The 19010-nt window shown below is 64.4% G+C and carries 17 protein-coding genes; 8 read left to right on the top strand and 9 right to left on the bottom strand.

Going from position 1 to position 19010, the window contains the following annotated elements; all coding sequences use genetic code 11:
- Nucleotide 1 precedes the first annotated feature (1 nt).
- From gspK to gspG, 5 genes are read right to left on the bottom strand one after another with little or no spacing between them, the layout of a single operon-like run.
- Nucleotides 2-1123 (bottom strand): type II secretion system minor pseudopilin GspK, encoded by a 1122-nt coding sequence (gspK, locus tag PXJ20_RS02635; protein WP_199544431.1) that lies wholly within the window; start codon nt 1121-1123, stop codon nt 2-4.
- A 2-nt stretch (nt 1124-1125) separates the two neighbouring features.
- Nucleotides 1126-1896: a PulJ/GspJ family protein gene (locus PXJ20_RS02630; protein ID WP_421030115.1), complete on the bottom strand. Its 771-nt coding sequence runs from the start codon at nt 1894-1896 to the stop codon at nt 1126-1128.
- Nucleotides 1874-2281, bottom strand: a complete 408-nt coding sequence (gene gspI, locus PXJ20_RS02625) for a type II secretion system minor pseudopilin GspI (RefSeq protein ID WP_421030961.1) — start codon at nt 2279-2281, stop codon at nt 1874-1876. Before gspI ends, PXJ20_RS02630 begins: the two co-directional genes overlap by 23 nt.
- Nucleotides 2282-2318: 37 nt before the next feature.
- Nucleotides 2319-2798, bottom strand: a complete 480-nt coding sequence (locus PXJ20_RS02620) for a GspH/FimT family pseudopilin (RefSeq protein WP_233411849.1) — start codon at nt 2796-2798, stop codon at nt 2319-2321.
- A gap of 18 nt (nt 2799-2816) precedes the next feature.
- The gene (gspG, locus tag PXJ20_RS02615; protein WP_126878961.1) at nt 2817-3281 is read right to left on the bottom strand and encodes a type II secretion system major pseudopilin GspG; all 465 of its coding nucleotides are present in this window, start codon (nt 3279-3281) and stop codon (nt 2817-2819) included.
- 180 nt (nt 3282-3461) lie between these two features.
- On the opposite strand from gspG, the gene PXJ20_RS02610 reads away from it, so the two are divergent.
- Complete coding sequence (locus PXJ20_RS02610; RefSeq protein ID WP_421030114.1) at nt 3462-3872, top strand: hypothetical protein; 411 nt, start codon at nt 3462-3464, stop codon at nt 3870-3872.
- 16 nt (nt 3873-3888) lie between these two features.
- Here PXJ20_RS02610 and gspF read toward each other — a convergent pair whose 3' ends face one another.
- From gspF to gspD, 3 genes are read right to left on the bottom strand one after another with little or no spacing between them, the layout of a single operon-like run.
- Nucleotides 3889-5106 (bottom strand): type II secretion system inner membrane protein GspF, encoded by a 1218-nt coding sequence (gene gspF, locus PXJ20_RS02605; RefSeq protein WP_017772282.1) that lies wholly within the window; start codon nt 5104-5106, stop codon nt 3889-3891.
- A gap of 6 nt (nt 5107-5112) precedes the next feature.
- Nucleotides 5113-6663: a type II secretion system ATPase GspE gene (gene gspE / locus PXJ20_RS02600; RefSeq protein ID WP_421030113.1), complete on the bottom strand. Its 1551-nt coding sequence runs from the start codon at nt 6661-6663 to the stop codon at nt 5113-5115.
- Nucleotides 6660-9107, bottom strand: a complete 2448-nt coding sequence (gene gspD / locus PXJ20_RS02595; protein ID WP_421030112.1) for a type II secretion system secretin GspD — start codon at nt 9105-9107, stop codon at nt 6660-6662. The genes gspE and gspD overlap by 4 nt, the downstream gene beginning before the upstream one ends.
- A gap of 13 nt (nt 9108-9120) precedes the next feature.
- Here gspD and PXJ20_RS02590 point away from each other — a divergent pair, with 13 nt between their 5' ends.
- From PXJ20_RS02590 to zigA, 3 genes are all read left to right on the top strand, one after another.
- Nucleotides 9121-9363: a hypothetical protein gene (locus PXJ20_RS02590; RefSeq protein WP_152494921.1), complete on the top strand. Its 243-nt coding sequence runs from the start codon at nt 9121-9123 to the stop codon at nt 9361-9363.
- A gap of 351 nt (nt 9364-9714) precedes the next feature.
- Complete coding sequence (locus PXJ20_RS02585; RefSeq protein WP_411829032.1) at nt 9715-10107, top strand: lytic transglycosylase domain-containing protein; 393 nt, start codon at nt 9715-9717, stop codon at nt 10105-10107.
- A gap of 153 nt (nt 10108-10260) precedes the next feature.
- Nucleotides 10261-11529, top strand: a complete 1269-nt coding sequence (zigA, locus tag PXJ20_RS02580) for a zinc metallochaperone GTPase ZigA (RefSeq protein WP_413212783.1) — start codon at nt 10261-10263, stop codon at nt 11527-11529.
- A gap of 140 nt (nt 11530-11669) precedes the next feature.
- Here zigA and PXJ20_RS02575 read toward each other — a convergent pair whose 3' ends face one another.
- A complete protein-coding gene (locus tag PXJ20_RS02575; protein ID WP_006401505.1) occupies nt 11670-11948 on the bottom strand; it encodes an HU family DNA-binding protein in 279 nt (92 codons plus the stop codon).
- 433 nt (nt 11949-12381) lie between these two features.
- Between PXJ20_RS02575 and mnmC the strand changes: the two genes are divergently transcribed.
- From mnmC to PXJ20_RS02555, 4 genes are all read left to right on the top strand, one after another.
- The gene (gene mnmC, locus PXJ20_RS02570; protein WP_421030111.1) at nt 12382-14364 is read left to right on the top strand and encodes a bifunctional tRNA (5-methylaminomethyl-2-thiouridine)(34)-methyltransferase MnmD/FAD-dependent 5-carboxymethylaminomethyl-2-thiouridine(34) oxidoreductase MnmC; all 1983 of its coding nucleotides are present in this window, start codon (nt 12382-12384) and stop codon (nt 14362-14364) included.
- Between the two features lie 878 nt (nt 14365-15242).
- Nucleotides 15243-16448 carry a cation:proton antiporter gene (locus PXJ20_RS02565; protein ID WP_017772276.1) on the top strand — a complete coding sequence of 402 codons (1206 nt, stop codon included), beginning with the start codon at nt 15243-15245 and terminating at the stop codon, nt 16446-16448.
- Between the two features lie 129 nt (nt 16449-16577).
- Nucleotides 16578-17693: a YbdK family carboxylate-amine ligase gene (locus PXJ20_RS02560; protein ID WP_421030110.1), complete on the top strand. Its 1116-nt coding sequence runs from the start codon at nt 16578-16580 to the stop codon at nt 17691-17693.
- Nucleotides 17694-18359: 666 nt separating this feature from the next.
- Nucleotides 18360-19004: a MarR family winged helix-turn-helix transcriptional regulator gene (locus PXJ20_RS02555; protein ID WP_126878969.1), complete on the top strand. Its 645-nt coding sequence runs from the start codon at nt 18360-18362 to the stop codon at nt 19002-19004.
- Nucleotides 19005-19010: the final 6 nt, after the last annotated feature.

Here is a 19010-nt window from a genome sequence, read left to right as displayed (position 1 = left end):
TTCACAGTTGGTCTCGTATCCAGACAATGCGCGTCGTGTGCGTGAGCGGATCGCGCCAGATCAGCGTGGTGCGGTCCAGCTCGGCGCGCTGGTGCTGCACGCGGCCATGTACCAGAAAATAACTCGTGTTCACGTCGAACTGGTTGGGGTCCACGGCCGTCTGCTCCACGCCCGCACCGCGCAGCGCAAGCTGCACGTCCCCGACATTATGGAAAAACACCGTCTGCCGGCGCGCCACGAACGCCTGCGCGCTCGACAGGTTCATGCCCGGCACCACGGCCGCGATCACCTCGGCGGGCGCCGTGTTCATGTTCACGGCCGTCGAGGTGGGCAGCACGGTCACGAACGGACGCAGCCGCTCGACGGTGTCGCGCGTGAAGCCGGGTACGTCGAGCAGCGAATCGACGCTCGTCATCAGCAGCGGCGCGACGGCGCTGTTGTCGTTGCTGTCCTCGAGGCCCGGGTTGTTGGTGAAATTGGTGCCACCGGTGGCGCCGCCCGCGGCCAGATTCTGAAGCTGCTGCGTGGACGATTGTCCCGTGGTACTGCCAGGCGCCGTCTGCGTCTGGAAGCGCGTGGCCGAGTGCGCGAGACCCGCACGCATCTGTAGCGCCACGGCCTTCGCCAACTGCCCGTTGAGGCCGAGTATCTGGAGCAGCCTCTGGAACGACTGGATCTCCTGGACGTCGAGTTGCAGCGCGCCGGGCGTCGCCGTGGAAACGAGATCGCGCAGATTGAAGCGCGCCTGCGCGTCTTCGATCGACCCCGACAGATACGTGGACGCGCCCTGCTGCGCGCCGGCATCGCCGATCTGGCCGAGGAAGTCCGACAGCCGCGTCTTCGCAATGGGCACGCCCCAGACGCCACCCAGGTACGTCACGCCCGCGGACGTGTCGGCTTCGGAGCGCAATATCAGCCGTGTCCAGTCCGTCGCGCCGCGCGCCACCCACTGCGCCTGTGCGAGCAGACGCTGGTTTTCGATGCGACGCACCTGCACCTGCTGCCGCCACAACATGCCGGAGACCAGAATGGCCGAGAGCGCGACGACAAGCAGCGCGCTGATAATCGCGGCCCCGCGCTGGCGCCGGGCATGAAGACGACGACGAGAGTGGAGCGCACGCATCGTCACTCTCCCACCAGAAACACGCGCGTCACAGGCCGCTGCAGCGACGCCGCGCCGATGCTCACCTCGAGCCCCGTCACCGAGCGCGGCAGCGGCGCGTTGCCGAGCTGCGGCACCTTGAGGTTGTTGTCGTTCTCGGTGATGGCGCTTTGCACGTCTTTCATCTGGGTCGTCCAGCCCACCTTCGGCACAAACAGCCGCGCGTTGATGGCGCCCACGCCGCCCATCAGCGGCACGGCGCTCCACTCGTCGGTTTCGCTGCCGCGTAGCGCGCGCCGCAGTTCACCCACGTTGGCGAGCGGCGGCGACGCGTAGCGAATCACGCGACCGTTGGCGATGCGATAGCGCACCACCTGCAGCCGCGGTGCGTTGCCCTGGGGCACCGCGAAGCTGCGCACGATCTGCAGCGCGCCGCCGCTCACGGAGACCGCGGCTTCGCCCGTTTCGTCGTCCGAAGCAGCGCGCCGGGCGTCGATGCGCATCTGGTCGAACAACTGCGCGAATACGCGCTCGTCCTCCATCGAACTCGTCACGATCTGACGGCCGCGGATAATCTGATCCAGCCCGCGCCACGACAACACCGCGATGACCGCGAGTATGGCGATGGCGACGAGCAGCTCGATGAGCGTGAAGCCGCGCGCGGTACGTCGTGCGGTACGTCGTGAACTACACCGCGAAGCGCGGCGCGAAACACGCGGGCCGGCGTGCGCCGCTGATGCCGTGTCGCGGCACTCGCGGCGGCCGGCAGGATCACAACGGCCGGCTGGTTTCATTCGCGACCACCGTCACCATTTGCGCAAGATTGCCGTCGTGCCCAGGCATCGTCACCGCCACTTCCACGCGCCGGAACACCGGGTTCGGCGTAGCGCTCACGCGTTCCGTGCAAAGCAGTTGCAGGTTGCCCTGCGAGCAGTCGAAGCTCTGCTCGCCAACTTCGGGCCACGCGTGCGCGAGATGCAGCTGGGCGAGCGCGTTGTCCGCGCTCCAGCCCGCCAGCAGGCGCCGATGCAGGTCCGCTTCGCCGGCCGCGAGACTGCCCACGGCGCGCAGCGATGCCGCGAGCGCCACCGCAATGATGGCGAGCGCGACCAGCACTTCGATCATCGTGAAGCCGCGCGCTGCACGAACGCGAAGGGCAGGGCGCAGCGCACCATCCATTTCGCCACGGGTGCAGCGGCAAACCGGAGCGGCCATCTCAATGCACCTCGTAGCGGCCGTTGCCGGTGCCGACAATCGTTGCGTTGCCTGCTGCGGAAAAGAGCGTGACGCGCACCGGCACATCGACGCTTTCGGTGCCGAACACGATGCGGTCCGCGCCCGTATCCGAACCCGGGTAATCGATCGAAACGCCCGTCACGCCGCCTTCCCAATGGCGCGGGCCGAGCAGGTCGTCGTCGCGCAGCGGGCGCCAGCCGTCGTCGGTGTGCACGTCGAAGCGAAAGCCGTTGTCGAGCGGCTGCCACGCGATGGGACGCGCACGCACCTGAGCCTCGTCGCCCGCCGTTTCGAACAGCAGCGCAAGCCGCTGCGCTTCTTCGTTCAGATCCGTGCGCGGATTGCGCGTGAGCGAAAGCGACGCAAGCGACACCAGCAAGCCTGCTATCACCAGCACCACGAGCATTTCGAGCAGCGTGAAACCACCTTCACGCCGCGCGCACGGCAAACCTTCTCTCATCGCTCTTTCGCTGTCTCGCTATTGCCACGAGCCGACGTCGGCGTCGTTGCCTTCGCCGCCGGCCTTGCCGTCCGCGCCGTAGCTGAATACGTCGATCTCGCCGTGCACGCCGGGGTTTAGATACTGATAGGCGTTGCCCCACGGGTCGTTAGGCAGACGTTCCAGGTACCCGCCGTCTTTCCAGTTGTTCGGCACCGGGTCCACAGACGGCTTTTCGACCAGCGCGCGCAGCCCTTGCTCCTGGGTCGGATAGCGGCCGTTGTCGAGCCGGTAGAGCTTCATCGCCTGCATGATGGTGCCGATGTCCTGACGCGCCGCCACGCGCCGCGCCTCGTCGGGGCGGCTCATGATTTTCGGCACGATCAGCGCGGCGAGAATGCCGAGAATCGCGATCACGACCATGATTTCGATCAGCGTGAACCCGCGTTGGCGGCGAGCGCGCAGTGCTTCGATATCGGCACGGCCTTTGGTCCACATTTGCATGACTTCCTACCTCGTTTGCGAAAAATTTTGAGTTCACCAATTCGGGCCGGCACGCGTGATACGCTGCGCATCACGAGCCGTACGGCGCCCGGCCGGTCATTGTAATGGCGAGGGGCGGCAAGCTTTCAGATGCTTTTCCGACGAGCCTCAAACCTTCCAATACTTCGTACAATGCGCGCCATGAACACCCTGCAAATCCGCATCCTGTCGCTCGCGCTTTTCGCCGTGTTCTGCGCGACGCTGACCTACTGGATCGTCACCCTCACCGCGCGTTCGGCGCCCGTGCCGGCTGCGGCCGTGCATGCGCCCGTTTCCGTCGATCAGGCCGCTACCCTCTTCGGCGGCCAGCTCACGCGCAGCGTGAACCAGGACGTGCGCCTCTTCGGCATTCTTGCGCTCAAGCAGGGCGCAGCGGCCATCGTCAGCGTGGGCAGCGAGCCGCCGAAGGCCGTCTCGCTGGGCGGCCCGCTCACCGAAGGCGCAAAGCTTGCCGAAGTGCGCGCGCGCTCCATCGTGATCGACCGCAACGGCGTGCATTCCGAAGTCTTCCTGCCGGCCAACGCCGCCGGTCCCACCATCTACGTGCGCTAGCCGCGCGGTTACACCCTCACTGCACGAGGTTGTTGAGTTCGATGATCGGCAGCATCACCGCCAGCACGATCACGAGCACCACACCGCCCATCGCCAGAATCAGCAGCGGCTCGAGCAGGCTCGTGAGGAACATCGTGCGCCGCTCCAGTTCGCGCGACTCGCCTTCGGCCGCGCGGTCCAGCATGGTGGTTACGTCGCCGGTCGCTTCGCCCGAACGGATCAGATGGACCAGCACGGGCGGAAACGTCTTCGTGTTGCCAAGCGCGCGTGAAAGCGACGTACCTTCGCGCACGCGCACAATCGCATCTTCGATGTTGCCGCGCATCGCGCGATTGCTGAGCGTCTCGCCGGCCGCCTGCAACGCACGGAGAATCGGCACGCCCGCCGCCGAGAGAATGCCCAGCGTGCTCGCAAAGCGCACGGTGTTGTAACCGCGTACGAGCTTGCCCGCGAGCGGCGCGGTGAGCAGCCACCGGTCGAACGAGAGCCGCGGCCCCGGCTGCGCAAGAATGGAGCGCACCAGGTACACGAGCACCGCGATGCCGATCAGCAACGCCCACCACCAGTGCCGCACGAAGCCGGAGAGCGCCATCATCACCACGGTCAGGATGGGCAACTGCTGCTTCGTGCTCGCAAACACGTTCACCACCTGCGGCACCACATAGCTGAGCAGGAACGTGACGATGCCGAACGCGATGATCGTGACGATGGCCGGATACGTGAACGCCAGCACGATCTTCTGCTTGAGCGCGTTGCGTTGCTCGATGTAGTCGGCAAGCCGCGAGAGCACGAGGCCGAGTTTGCCGGTGTGCTCGCCCGCTGCGACGAGCGCGCGGTAGATGTCCGGAAAGTCGCGCGGATGCTGCGCCAGCGCATTGGCGAGCGAGTGGCCACCCAGCACCTCGGCGCGAATCGCGGCCATCAACTCGCGGATGTAGTCGCGCTCCGACTGGTCGGTAAGCACCGCAAGCGCCTCATCGAGCGGCAGGCCGGCGACGAGCAGGCTCGCCAGTTGCCGCGTCAGGATGGCCTGCTCGCGCTGCGACAGCCGGCGGCCAATCGCGAGGCGCTGCTGGCGCTCGCCGCGCGTGCGGCTCGCCGCGGGTTCGACGACGAGCGGCGTGAGCCCCTGCGTGCGCAGCTGCGTGCGGGCGCTGCGCGCGCTGTCCGCGTCGAGCACGCCCTTCTGCGCCTTGCCCGCCGCGTCGATCGCTTCAAAACGGAATGCCGGCATGACGCGTCAGGCTCCACCTGTCACGCGAATCACTTCTTCCAGCGACGTCATGCCCGCCGCCACCCAACGCTCGCCGTCCTCGCGCAGCGTGCGCATGCCCTGCGCGCGACCTGCGGCGAGAATCTCGGCGTCTGCCGCGTTGCGGTGGATGAGCGAGCGGATGGTGTCGTCCACGAGCAGCAGTTCGTACACGCCGCGCCGGCCCGCGTAGCCCGACTGCCCGCACTTGTCGCAGCCCACGGGATGCCAGTGCACGTGGCCGTCTTCGCTGCGCTCCGCTTTGCACACCGGGCACAGCTGACGCACCAGCCGCTGCGCCAGCACGCCGAGCAACGACGACGCGAGCAGATACGGCTCCACGCCCATATCGGTGAGACGCGTGACGGCCGAGGCCGCATCGTTCGTGTGCAGCGTCGCGAGCACGAGGTGGCCCGTGAGCGATGCCTGCACCGCGATCTGCGCAGTCTCCAGGTCGCGGATCTCACCAATCATGATGATGTCCGGGTCCTGCCGCAGAATCGAGCGCAGCGCCCGGCCAAACGTCATGCCGATACGCTCGTTCACCTGCGTCTGGCCGATGCCGCCGAGGTCGTATTCGATCGGGTCTTCCACCGTCATGATGTTGGTGGTGGCCGTTTCGAGCCGCGACATCGAGGCGTAAAGCGTCGTCGTCTTGCCCGAACCGGTCGGGCCCGTGACCAGCACGATGCCGTGCGGGCGCGAGATCAGCCGGTCGAATTTCGCGAGCGTGTCCTGCGCCATGCCGAGCGCTTCGAGATTCAGGCGCTGCGCGTCTTTTTCGAGCAGACGCAGTACGGCACGTTCGCCGTGGCCCGTGGGCAGCGTCGAGACGCGCACGTCGACAGGTCGGCCACCCACGCGCAGCGTGATGCGACCATCCTGCGGCAGACGTTTTTCCGCGATATCCAGCTGCGCCATGATCTTGATGCGCGAAATCAGCGCGCCGTGCAGCGCCTTCTTGGGACGCACCACGTCGCGCAGCGTGCCGTCCACGCGAAACCGCACCACAGACGCATTTTCAAACGGCTCGATGTGAATGTCCGACGCCTGCTCGCGCGCGGCCTGCGTGAGCAACGCGTTGATCATGCGGATGATCGGCGCGTCGTCTTCGGACTCCAGGAGGTCTTCCACTTCGGGAATGTCCTGCATGAGACGCGAGAGATCCACTTCGCCTTCCACTTCGCCCACCACCTGGGCTGCGCTGCCGTCCTGGCGCGCATAGGCTTGATTGATGGCCTGGGCGAGTTCGTCGGCGGGCAAACGCACGATGGAAAGCGCGCCGAAGTTGCGTGCGATCTCGGCGAGCGCAGCGTCGTTCGTGCGTTCGCTGATCCAGACTTCGAGCGCATCGGCGTGTTGATGCGCGACGAGAATCTGGCCGTTTCGGGCAAAACCATAGGGCACGAGCCGTGCGGCCAGTGCCGAGGGCGGCTCGCGATCAGCGGCGCCTGTCGAGGAAACGGCCGACGCCGCCGCGGGCGGTAGCCCCGGACGTGCGCCGCTCGAAACGCCGCCCGCCGATGCCGGTGTGTTCACGGATGCGCTCCTGGTGACGCAACGGAGTTGTTCGTGGTGTTCGGCGTTGCGTTGGTTGTTGCGTTGTCGGGTGCATTGGGCGCTGTGAGCGGCGCCTGCTGCAACGGTGCAGCCGGCGCGCTCGTGCCCAGACTGGTCGACGCACCGCCCGGCACCGCGTAGCTCGACACGCCCGCGGCACTTCCTGACTGAGGTGCAGCAGGCGGCGTGCCGCCTGCCGGCGCGCCGTTCTGCTGCGCGGGCTGGCGCCGCATGCTGTTGAGATCGAACAGATTTTGCGCCGGCACGGCGCCCTCGCTCGGACCCGGCGGGGCAGGCGGCAGCATCGGAATGTTCTGGTCGCGGATCAAGCGATTGTCGGTCTGATAGCCGCCTTGCTGGTCACGCAGGTAATCGTAGCGATTGAGCGTGATGGCCGAACTCGTGGCCTGATCGCGCACGATCACGGGCCGCAGGAACACCATCAGGTTGCTCTTCGTACGCGTCTTGTTTTCCGAGCGGAACAGCTGGCCCAGCCAGGGAATGTCGCCGAGCAGCGGCACCTTGCTGTTGCCGTTCGAATACTGGTCCTGCATCAAGCCGCCCAGCACGATGATCTCGCCGTTGTCGCACAGCACGGTGGACTGGATGGAACGCTTGTTGATCGTCACGCCGCCCGGGTTGTTCACCGTGGTCGGGTCCACGGTCGAATCTTCCTGGTAGAGCTGCAGCTTGAGGATGCCGCCCTCGGTGATCTGCGGCTTCACGTGGAGCGTAACGCCCACGTCGATGCGGTCGAACGTGTTGAATGCGGTTACCGAGGTCGCCGCATTCGCGGTGGGCGTTGCGTAGGAGCCCGTGACAACCGGCACGTTCTGGCCCACCACGATCTTCGCTTCCTCGTTGTCGAGCGTGATCAGGTTAGGCGTGGACAGCACGTTCGAGTCGCTCGACGTGGCAAGCGCATTGAGCAGGCCACCCAGTCCGAACACGCTGCCGAACCGGTGCAGCAACCCGATGTTCAGGCCGTTGGGCAGCAGGTTCGAAGAATTCGTGCCGAGCAGGTTGGTGTTGTTCGCAATCGCCGCGCCTTGCGCCGTGAGGTCGACGATGCTCGAACTGCCCGAGCCGAAATTCGAGCCGCCATAGACGGCGTTGTTGCCGCCCAGCAGCGCGCCTTGCCACTGAATGCCGAGGTTCGCCGCGGTCGTCGCGTTGAGTTCGACGATGAGCGCTTCGATGTAGACCTGGGCGCGGCGCGAATCGAGCTGGTCGATCACGCTGCGCAGGTTGCGGTACACCGGCTCGGGCGCCGTGATGATGAGCGAGTTGGTGGCCGCGTCGGCCTGGATCATGCCGCCGCCGGACTGGTTCTCGTCCTGATTGTTGCTGCCTTCCTTTTCGCCGAGGAACGGCGCGCTGTTGCTGCCGGTGCCCGACGAACTGCCCCCCGTCATCGAGTTGCCGAGCGACGAGCTGGTCGAACCCGAGGGCAGCGGCGGCATGCCGGCCGTGCCCGTGGAACCCGACAGTCCGCCGGCCGCGCCGCCCGCGTTCTGATTGAACGCGTTGGCGCCGCCGCTATTCGACGTGTCGTTGCCTGAACCCTTGCCCATCATGCCGCGCAGCGTGCGCGCAAGACGCACGGCGTCCGCGTTGCGCAGCATCACGACGTGCATGTTGCCCGGCTGACTCGTGGGTGCATCGAGCTGTTTGGCGAGCGACTTCGCCGCGGCAAGGCGCTGCGCGTTCGAGGCGCGCAGCAGCAGCGAATTGGTGCGCGGATCGGCTGTTACCGAGACTTTGAGCGTGGGGTCCGTGCTGCCGATCGTGCCGGGGTCCAGCATCTTCGAAAGCTGTTGGGCCGTGTCGAGCGCGTTCGCATTCTTGAGCGCCACGACGGCGACCTGCTGACCCGCAGCCGTATCGATGCCCGCGATGATCGCTGCGAGACGCCGCACGTTGTCGGCGTAGTCGGTCACGACGAGCGCGTTGTTGCCGGGATACGCGGCAATCGTGTTGTTCGGCGAGATGAGCGGACGCAACACGGGCAGCAGGTTGTTCGCCGACTCGTTCTTGAGCTGGAAGACTTGCGTCACGACCTGGTCGCCGCGCGCGGGCGTGGTGTTGCCCACATAGGTGGGCACGCCTTGCAGCTTCGCGTCGGCCTCGGGCACAACCTTCAGTACGCCGTGGTCCTGCACCAGCGAAAAGCCCTGCATGCGCAAGGCCGCCTGCAATGTTTTCAGAGCCTGTTCTTCGGGAACCGGATTTTCCGAAACCAGGTTGAGCTGACCCTTGACGCGAGGGTCCACGATAATGGTCTTGCCGGTTGCGGCACCGATGGCTTTCGCCACCTGATCGATATCCGCGTTGACGAAATTGAGCGTGACCTGCGCGTGTGCGATCTGCGCGGTAATCAGTCCACTCACGAGCAGCGCCGTGGCGACGCGACGCAATGCCATTCGGTTTCTTCTCATGGAATGTGAAGTCGATATCGACTGCGGACACGTCCGGCAGTCCTGCGCATTCAACTCGCTGTTGCGCGAAAACGATGACCGCCGATACGCCCAGGTGCCGACCCCTCTTGTCAGTCACCTGGTTATTCAAAAGGATGAACACTACCAGCTTTTTATGTCGTTTTCGTCACAAATCAAATGGGGCCGTGCAGTTCCTCTAAACCTCGCCGGGACTGTGCCGCGCTTCCGTCAAGCTGTCTGAAAGCTCGGTTCCGTGCGGGTAACAACTGGTAAGGATTACGCCCAAAAACCCATGGATGCCGTTTCGTTTTCTACCGGATTTTGTCGGGTAGCCAACTTGACGCGGGGATGTCTGCCGGTATGATACGGGCCGATCGGCATGCCGGGCTTGCCATGCATGAGCGGGTTTTCCCGAATGCCGAGCTTGACCAGGGCGCCCGCCCGCAGCGGTGTCCCGGTAAGTGAACGCGCCTGCGGGTACCTGGCCCGGGCGCTTCTCCGTCTCACCTGCTTCATCTGCTTAGTGGTCTTGATGAAACGCGCTTCGTCTCTCGTCGTTGCCTATGCTGCGCTCGGCCTCGCGGTCGCGAGCATGCCTGCGCGCGCGGACTGCTTCGACGAAGCCGCGAACTACCAGAAGGTCAATCCGCTGATTCTGCGCGCCATTGCATGGCAGGAATCGCACAATCATCCCGACGCGGTCCACAAGAACGCCAATGGCTCCACGGACTACGGCGTCATGCAGATCAACTCGGTGCATCTGCCCGTGCTGTCCCAATACGGCATTTCGTCGAACACGCTGATGGAGCCGTGCAAGAACGTCTACATTGCCGCTTGGCACTTGCGGCAGAAGATGAACAAGTACGGCAACACGTGGCAGGCCGTGGGCGCATACCACTCGGAAACGCCCTCGCTACGCGACCAGTACGCGCGGCAGATCGCGGCGATTCTGCGCAAGTGGAAGCTGCTGCCTGACTCGCGTTAGGTTGGCGCCATAGTTCCCACGGTAGGCGCGCGTGGCTCAGCGCCGGCCGTCACTTTCCCACCTGGTGCACAATGCGGGTTCATGCTGCCGCGACGCCTCGCCCATGACGGGTGCCGCGCCCCGCGCTTTCCTCTCTTCGCTTTGCGTACCGAAATGAACCAGCCGCCACTGCCCGTTACTGTGCTCTCCGGGTTTCTGGGCGCGGGCAAAACCACGCTCCTGAACCATATCCTCGCCAACCGCGCGGGCCTGCGCGTGGCCGTGATCGTGAACGACCTCGCCGCGGTGAACATCGACGCTGCGCTCGTGCGCGACGCGTCCGCGCTTTCGCACGTCGAGGAACGGCTCGTGGAAATGTCGAACGGCTGCATCTGCTGCACGTTACGCGACGATCTGCTGACCGAGATCCGCCGTCTTGCCGACGAAAAGCGGTTCGACGCGATCCTGATCGAATCCACCGGCATCGCTGAGCCAATGCCCATCGCCGAAACCTTCACCTTCGAGGACGACGACGGCGTATCGCTCGCCGAAGTCGCGCGGCTCGACACGATGGTGACGGTGGTGGACGCCTTCAATTTCCTGCGCGATTACGCCTGCGCCGACGCGCTCGCCGAACGGGGCCTCGCGGCCACGGAAGAAGACGACCGCACGCTCGTCGAGTTGCTGGTCGAGCAGATCGAGTTCTGCGACGTGCTCGTCGTCAACAAGGCGGACCTCGTTTCGGCCGAGGAACTGGCGCGGCTGCAGCGCATTCTTGCGCGCATCAATCCGCGCGCCGTGCAGGTGGTGAGCCGCTTCGGCGCCGTGCCGCTCTCGGAGGTGCTCAATACGAAGCGCTTCGATTTCGACGCGGCGTCCAGTGCGCCGGGCTGGCTCGCGTCGCTCAACGAACATGGCCACACGCACAGCGAGGCCGACGAGTTCGGCATCGGCAACTTCGTTTATCGCGCGCGCCGTCCGTTTCATCCCGAGCGGCTATGGGCGCTGCTGCACGAAGAATGGAAAGGCGTACTGCGGACCAAGGGTTTCTTCTGGCTCGCTACGCGCAACGACGTGGTGGGTTCGCTTTCGCAGGCGGGCGGTGCGTGCCGGCATGGTCCGGCGGGCATGTGGTGGGCCGCGCAGGACCGCAGCACCTGGCCCGATGACGAAGCGCTCGAAGCTGAAATTGCGGCTGACTGGTACGGCGATGCCAACGATATGTCGATTGGAGATCGCCGGCAGGAACTCGTGATGATCGGCGTGGATCTGGACACACAAGCGTGGCGGGCAAAGCTCGACGCGTGTCTTCTCACCGACGCGGAATACGCCGCAGGCCCCGCCGCATGGCGTCAGTTGCCCGATCCGTTTCCCGCCTGGGACATCGACGCTGAAGAGCACGGCGAAGCAGGTGATAGCGAAATCGTCCACCGCTCCGCTTGATCGTTCCCGATTCTGCTTGGGGGCAGGGGCCTGCTATGCCCCTTTCCATCCACATCGCCAGTAGTGCGAATTTGCGCACGCGAGAGGCACAGGCGAAAAAAAACCCGCCAGCGGCGGGCGTCAACCTGAGCGGCTGATATTTAGCGCTTGTTGACTGCGTCCTTGAACGCCTTGCCAGCCGTGAACTTGACGGTCTTGGCAGCCGGGATCTTGATGGTCTCGCCCGTCTTCGGGTTACGGCCCGTACGTGCTGCGCGCTTGCCCGAACCGAAGCTGCCGAAGCCGATCAGTTGCACTGCGTCACCCTTCGACACAGCCTTCTTGATCACTTCGAGAAGCGTGTCCAGCGTTTCGCCGGTTTGAGCCTTGCTAGCGCCCGTCTGTGCTGCGACGGCGTCGATCAGTTCCTGTTTGTTCATTAAAGTTCCTTTCTGAGTTTAGGTTGACACGAACAGCGCGAACGCGCCGATTATACGTGCGCGGGCCACGCCGTCGAGCAGCGCCGGTCTCCGGGCACCCCGGATAAAAGCTTTGCGCAGCAAGCTGCGCTACGGCCGTGCTGCCGCTCCCTGAGCGGCGCTTGCTATGATAGCGCAGCGCAAACCCAATAACGACAAGGGTTTCGAAGATTTACAGCATGAGCCGCGCGTTTTCCCGACGACGGCAAATTTCCTCTGAGCCCCGTCAGATAAGGCTTCCAGCGTTCACCATTCGTGACATGGGGCGTTGGTTTTTGCCAACGTTTTGCCCGCAAAGCCCCGTGCGGCGGGGCTCTCCGGGCATCGGCAAGCCCTTTGCCGGACGCTGCCGCTGCGTCCTGACAGCGTCCGGCGCTCCCACTTTTTGCAGCGTATGACCGCTTCCCTGACTCCTGCCACGCTCGCGTTCAACGACAACGGCACCCCGTTCTCGCCGCTCTATGGCGACGCCTATCACAGCATCGCCGGCGCTTTTGCGCAGTCCGAAGCCGTTTTTTTGCAGGGCAACGCGGTACCCGGGCGATGGCAGCGGCGCCGAAATTTCACAATTCTAGAGACCGGCTTCGGTCTGGGCGTCAACTTCCTCGCGACGTGGAAAGCGTGGCGCGATGACGCAGCGCGGTGCGAGCGCCTCCATTTCGTATCGGTGGAAAAGCATCCGTTCGTCGCTGCGGACTTGCGACGCGCGCTCGGGCCGCTGGTTGCGGATGCATCGATTACCGCGCTCGCGCAGCAACTCGCCGACGCGTGGCCCATGCTCGTGCCGGGCACGCACCGGCTCGAATTCGAAGGAGGGCGAATCACGCTGACGCTCGTCTTCGGCGACGCCATCGAAACACTTCCTGCGCTTTGGCTGCGTGCAGACGCGTTCTATCTCGACGGTTTTGCACCCGCAAAAAATCCAGAGCTCTGGTCGCCGGCCATCTTCAAGGCGCTTGCACGTGTGGCAGGCGAAGGCGCGACATTCGCCACCTGGTCGAGCTCGGGCGACGTGAAACGTGCGCTCGAACAAAGCGGCTTCGAATACCGGAAGGTGGACGGCTTCGGCACGAAACGCGCGATGCTGGTCGGGCGTTTTGCGCCGCGCTGGCGTGTGCGGCGCTACGAGCCGCCGTTGCCTGTCGCCGTCACCGAACGGCACGCCATCGTGATCGGCGCAGGCCTTGCCGGGTGCGCGATGGTGGAACGGCTCGCCGCCCGCGGCTGGCGCGTCACGCTGCTGGAGCGTCACCCCGCCGCGGCGCAAGACGCCTCCGGCAATCCCGCCGGCGTGTTTCACCCAATGATCTCGCGCGACGACAGCAGCGCGTCGCGCATCACGCGCGCCGGTTTCCTGTATGCACTGCAGCGCTGGGCCGAACTCGAACGAGCCGGCCTGAATCTTTCGCGCGGCGCGGGCGGTCTGCTGCATCTCGCCGCAAACGACGAAGAAGCGCTCGCCATGAACGATGCGCTTGCAACCTTCGCGTGGCCCGCCGACTACGTGAAGCCCGTCACGCGCGAAGAGGCCGAACGCATGGCCGGCGTCGCCGTCGCGCAGCCGGGCTGGTTCTATCCGCAGGGCGGCTGGATCCAGCCGGCCTCCGTTTGCGCCGCTCAATGTGAAGCGGCGGGTGGCCTGCTCGAACGGCGCTTCGGCGTGCAGGCCGCGCGTATCGAACGAGGCAGCGACGGACAATGGACCGTGTTCGACGAAGCGAACCACGTCGTCGCCCGCGCACCCATCATCATCTTCGCGAACGCGCACGACGCCGCACGCGTGGCCGGCCTTCGTCATGCGCCGACGCGCAGCATTCGCGGCCAGCTCACGCTGCTGCATTCCCTCGACGACGCTCGCCACGCCACCAATCCGCTCACCCCGCTGCGCATGCCGATCATCGGCGAGGGCTACGCCATTCCGCTCTCCGGCGGCATCACGCTCACCGGCGCGACCTACGAGCTCGACGACCCTGAACCATCGATACGCGAGGCTGGCCACATCGAAAACGTCGAACGCATATCGCAGATGCTGCCGGGCGCACGTTCGGCGCTCGAGGCGAGGTTCACAGGCCGCGTCGGCTTTCGCTGCGTGACGAGCGACCGCTTGCCCATGCTCGGGCAGCTTGCCGACGAATCCGCGGCTACGCGCGATGCCGTTCGCCTGCGAGGCGCGTGGCCGCTCGACCTGCCGCGCGCCGAAGGGCTCTATGGCGCCTTCGCGTACGGATCGCGTGGACTGGTGTGGGCCGCGCTCGGCGCCGAATTGATCGCCTCGCAGATCGAAGGGGAGCCGTGGCCGCTCGAACGGGATCTGGCCGAGAGTCTGGACCCCGCCCGCTTCCTTCTGCGCGCGTTACGGCAGCAGACGCTCGTCTGAGGGCCTCGGTTCGCGCGAAGGTTATCCACGCTAGGTTGTGGATAACCGCTGGAAGGACGGGTGCAACTCGTGTGGAACCGATGTGGACGTAAACGGGGTAACTGGCGTCGTCGTTCCCAGGCCAGAAAAGTTGCCAGGAGAAGCGAGCCTGCGCCACACATGCTTTACATCCGGTTGTGCGAGCGGCAAGTCGCTGATCCCTCACGGTAAACCGGGGTTATCCACAGAAAAGTGGGCGCTTTGTTAACTTCTACTACGTATACATACAGATAAACCTGTAAACCAAGGGCTAGCCCGGACCTGTCTGGAAACACGAAAGCAGCGGGTGGGCCCTTCTGTGCACCGTCGCTCAGGTTTGCGCGCACCTCCAACACTCATCCATGAAACGAGCCTGATCGGTCTTTTTTGCCTGATTGACAGCGACTATCCGCAGATCAATTACGTATTTACCGTTTTGAGTGCAAGTTCGTCGCAGATGGCATCGAGTGCAAAAAAGCTGTGGCACAATCGCCGTTCTCCAGGCGCCCATGCTCAGGCAGCGGGCGCATCCAAGGAACGGTTGCCGGTCGCCCGGAATCTGAGTGCGTAGGGCATCGGGCAACGTTCATTCATCGATCGCAAACTCGTCGCTACGGCAACGCGTCTGCAAATACGCCGGTCCGGGCGTCCCTCCGCCCGGCTGGGTGTTTCCTGTTTTCCGTCTCGATCCGCTAGAGGACGACTGGCGCCGCATCGTGTATGCGCGGCGAGTATGGCGGCTGGCGGCGCGGCCGCCAGCAAACGGGCAGCGTCCACCCTGGCATCGAAAGTGCGCTTTGCCGGGACCGTGTTCTCGCGTGCGCACGCGCCGTCCTGCAAAAAAAGGAGAAACCAATACGATGAAGTCGGCGTTTTCGTTTTTTCCCGCCTGGCCCGTTGCCCCGGATGCGATCTTCTGGGCCGGTCTCGCGCTGCTCGTTGCGGGTTTGTGCGGCGAGCTTTGCTACCGCGCGTGGCGTTTGCCGCGCGTTTCGGGTTATGCCGTAATCGGTCTGATTGCCGGTTCGGCGGGCTTTGGCGTGATCGACGCCGATTCCGCCAGCGCCGCGCGGCCGCTGCTCGATGTCGCGCTCGGGCTGCTGCTGTTCGAACTCGGCAGCCGGCTCGACTTGCGATGGATTCGCCGCAACCCGTCGCTGATTCTCTCGAGCATCGCTGAATCCACGCTGACCTTCGTGCTCGTGCTGACCGTTTTGCTGTTCCTGAAGGTGCCGGTCATGGTGGCGATGGTGATTTCCGCCATCGCGATGGCAACGTCGCCGGCCATGGTGATCCAGCTGAAGACCGAACTCGGCGCCGAAGGTCAGGTCACGCAGCGGCTCATGACGCTCACGGCGCTCAACAGCATGTACGCGGTGGTCGTCGAAAAACTCGCCTCCAGCTGGCTGCACCAGGAAATTTACGGCAACGTGTTCGCCACCATCCTGCAGCCGCTTTATCTGCTCGTGGGTTCGCTGTTGGTGGCGTTCCTGCTGGCGAAGGCCTGCACACTTTTTTATCGCAAGCTGAGCGCGCAGGACGAGCATTCGTTCGTCGCGCTGTTCGGTCTCGTGGTGCTGGCGGTGGCCATCGCGCATCTGCTCAAGCTCTCCACGATCCTGAGCCTGCTTGCCGCCGGCATCATCGTGAAAAATCTGGAGCCTCGTCCGCAACTGTGGCCGCAGCACTTCGGCACGGCGGGGTGGCTGCTCACCGTGATCCTGTTCGTGCTCACGCTCACCACGTTCGAGTGGCGAGACATCGCAATTGGCGGACTTGCCGCGGCCGGGCTGATCGTGGCGCGTCTCGTCGCGAAGCTGGTTGGCGTGCTTATCTTCGCGAAGCCGAGCGGATTGCACTGGAAGCAGGGCGTCGCGCTCGGGTTGTCGCTTTCGCCGATGTCGGCGCTCGCCTGGCTGCTCGTGGACGACACCTACGAGCTCTATCCGACGTTCGACCCGCAGCTGCGCGCCGTGGTCATGTGCGCAATCGTCGTGTTCCAGATTGTCGGACCGTGGCTTGTGTACCGCAGCCTCGCGCAAGTCGGGGAACGGCGCGAAGAGTAGGTTTTCCGTGGTCACGCCGCAGTACGGGCGTGGCCGTCAGCATCACCTGTCGAAACCCAACGCCGCGCAGGTGTGCCGGTTGGTGCGGATGAGTGCCGGTCGGACATGCGCGGTTGAAGCGGAAATGCCATGTCACTTGAAACTTTTGTCGATTCGAAGCCGTTCACGTTCGGCATCGAACTCGAGATGCAGATCGTCAACACCCATGACTATGATCTGACCAAAGCCGGCACCGACCTGCTGCGGCTCATCAAGGACCAGAAGATTCCGGGCAACATCACGCCCGAAATTACCGAGAGCATGATCGAGCTCTCCACGGGCATCTGCACGTCGCACGAACAGGCGCTCGGCGATCTGCGCGAGATCCGCGACACGCTCGTGGCCGCGGCCGACCGGCTCAACGTGGGCCTGTGCGGCGGCGGTACGCATGCGTTCCAGCAATGGAGCGAGCGGCGCATCGTCGATTCCCCGCGCTTTCAGTACCTCTCGGAGCTTTACGGCTACCTCGCCAAGCAGTTCACGGTGTTTGGCCAGCACGTGCACATCGGTTGCCCGAACGCGGACAGCGCGCTGTTCCTGCTGCATTCCATGTCGCGCTTCATTCCGCACTTCATCGCGCTGTCGGCCTCGTCGCCTTACGTGCAGGGCGTGGACACCGGCTTCCATTCGGCCCGGCTCAACTCCGTGTTCGCGTTCCCGCTGTCGGGCCGCGCGCCGTTCGTGCTCACGTGGGACAGCTTCGAAGAATATTTTTCGAAGATGGTCCACACGGGCGTGGTCAACAGCATGAAAGATTTCTACTGGGACATCCGGCCGAAGCCCGGCTTCGGCACGATCGAAGTTCGCGTCATGGATACGCCGCTTTCGGTGGACCGGGCCGCGGCGATCGCGTGCTACATCCAGACGCTCGCGCGCCATCTGCTGCTCGACAAGCCCATCACGCCGAAGGAAGACGATTACCTCGTCTACACGTTCAACCGTTTCGAGGCTTGCCGCTTCGGACTGGCGGGCAGTTGCATCAATCCGCAGACAGGCGAGCGCCGCACGATTTCGGAAGACATCATCGAAACGCTCGAGCGCATTGCGCCCCATGCCGACGCGCTCGGTTCCGGCCACGCGCTTGCCGAGATCGGGATGATCGCGCGTAGTCAGGTCAACGATGCCACCTGGCTGCGCGGCGTCGTCGCTCAGGAGAAGTCGCTCCACGAGGCGGTTCGCCAGCAGTGCCTGCGCTGGCGCGAATAAGGTCGCGCTGGGGTGAAGAGACAGACCACGCGGGGCGAAAAATTCGAAAAGAGATGCAAGGCAGCGTAAGCGTGAGCTATGTCACGCAGACGTCATACCGTGACATCAAAAAAATTTTCGTCCGTCGTGGCTTCTTATGATTTCAAATGTTTACGTATACAAACATCGTAGTAGTTAACAAGCATTGCGCCTACCTGTGGATAACCGAATAATTCGTCGCAAAGTCAGACACCTGCGCAATTGATAAGCGCATGGATTGCGACTGCGCGAGCGACGCAAAAGAGGGATAACTTTGAGGCGTGCCAATCGGTCGCGCGCTTTATCAAGAAACCGCACACACGCAATCCCGGCCGTTTTCAACGCATTATCCACAGCCTCGTCGGGATAACTTAGCTGTGCGATTGGGCGCTCTCGCATAGAATGTCGCTTTGCCGCAGCGTGAATGATTGCGGCAAGCCCCACACGCGTAAGCAGATGGCTCGCGCGGCCCCGGGCGCGGCGCCTTGTTACCCGGCGACAGTGCAACGGAGCGGGACATTTTTGAAATGGCGTTTCCGGGACGGGAAGACGGGACAGTATCCCGATGAAGCCGTCCTTCCCCACAGGTTGCCGGCGCAACTGGCGGCCGACGATACAGCGCGAGCTGTCAATAACCAGCGAAAGACTATGAGCGAAGGCGTTTACGGAGAACTGCCGACCGGGCGTGTGACCCACAGCCTGTTGCGGCTGAGTACGGCCATGCGGAGTCAGGCATGGGAATGGGCAGAAGGAGCGGGGTTGACCCCCACGCAAGGCGAGATTCTCGTTTTGCTGATGCAGCGCAAGGGGCCGATGCGGCTCGGCGAGATTGCGCGCGAAACCGCGCTCACCGCCGCCACGACGAGCGACGCGGTGAGCACGCTCGAAAACAAGGGGCTGGTCGAAAAGCGCCGTGCGCTGGACGACGGCCGCGCGCTGGCGGTGCGCCTCACCACGCGTGGCCGCACGGCGGCCAAACGTGCGGCGCAATGGCCGGATTTTCTCGCGAAGGCCGTGAGCACGTTGCGCGACGACGAGCAGATCACGTTCTATCGCACGCTGCTCAAGACCATCCGCCAGCTCGAAGTGCAGGCGCATATTCCGGCACACCGCATGTGCCTGACGTGCGAGCACCTCGAAGCAAGCAGGAATCCGAAGAAGGCACCGCATCGCTGCGGTGCGCTCAACCTCGCGCTTGTCGACACGGACCTGCGGCTGGACTGCGGCGCGTACGATGAGGCCGACGCCGGTACGCAGAAGAAGATCTGGAAGATCTTCGCGCAGCAGGGCTGAAGCGCC

This window comes from Paraburkholderia sp. A1RI_3L, assembly GCF_048957895.1.
In the GTDB taxonomy this organism is placed as follows: Bacteria; Pseudomonadota; Gammaproteobacteria; order Burkholderiales; family Burkholderiaceae; genus Paraburkholderia; species Paraburkholderia kururiensis.
This window is presented reverse-complemented; position numbering and strand designations above follow the sequence as displayed.

Coding starts and splice junctions, on each gene's coding strand:
- gspK (WP_199544431.1), bottom strand. CDS start 1,123: ATGCGTGCGCTCCACTCTCGTCGTCGTCTTCATGCCCGGCGCCAGCGC.
- PXJ20_RS02630 (WP_421030115.1), bottom strand. CDS start 1,896: ATGAAACCAGCCGGCCGTTGTGATCCTGCCGGCCGCCGCGAGTGCCGC.
- gspI (WP_421030961.1), bottom strand. CDS start 2,281: ATGGATGGTGCGCTGCGCCCTGCCCTTCGCGTTCGTGCAGCGCGCGGC.
- PXJ20_RS02620 (WP_233411849.1), bottom strand. CDS start 2,798: ATGAGAGAAGGTTTGCCGTGCGCGCGGCGTGAAGGTGGTTTCACGCTG.
- gspG (WP_126878961.1), bottom strand. CDS start 3,281: ATGCAAATGTGGACCAAAGGCCGTGCCGATATCGAAGCACTGCGCGCT.
- PXJ20_RS02610 (WP_421030114.1), top strand. CDS start 3,462: ATGAACACCCTGCAAATCCGCATCCTGTCGCTCGCGCTTTTCGCCGTG.
- gspF (WP_017772282.1), bottom strand. CDS start 5,106: ATGCCGGCATTCCGTTTTGAAGCGATCGACGCGGCGGGCAAGGCGCAG.
- gspD (WP_421030112.1), bottom strand. CDS start 9,107: ATGGCATTGCGTCGCGTCGCCACGGCGCTGCTCGTGAGTGGACTGATT.
- PXJ20_RS02590 (WP_152494921.1), top strand. CDS start 9,121: ATGGAATGTGAAGTCGATATCGACTGCGGACACGTCCGGCAGTCCTGC.
- PXJ20_RS02585 (WP_411829032.1), top strand. CDS start 9,715: ATGCCTGCGCGCGCGGACTGCTTCGACGAAGCCGCGAACTACCAGAAG.
- zigA (WP_413212783.1), top strand. CDS start 10,261: ATGAACCAGCCGCCACTGCCCGTTACTGTGCTCTCCGGGTTTCTGGGC.
- PXJ20_RS02575 (WP_006401505.1), bottom strand. CDS start 11,948: ATGAACAAACAGGAACTGATCGACGCCGTCGCAGCACAGACGGGCGCT.
- mnmC (WP_421030111.1), top strand. CDS start 12,382: ATGACCGCTTCCCTGACTCCTGCCACGCTCGCGTTCAACGACAACGGC.
- PXJ20_RS02565 (WP_017772276.1), top strand. CDS start 15,243: ATGAAGTCGGCGTTTTCGTTTTTTCCCGCCTGGCCCGTTGCCCCGGAT.
- PXJ20_RS02560 (WP_421030110.1), top strand. CDS start 16,578: ATGTCACTTGAAACTTTTGTCGATTCGAAGCCGTTCACGTTCGGCATC.
- PXJ20_RS02555 (WP_126878969.1), top strand. CDS start 18,360: ATGAGCGAAGGCGTTTACGGAGAACTGCCGACCGGGCGTGTGACCCAC.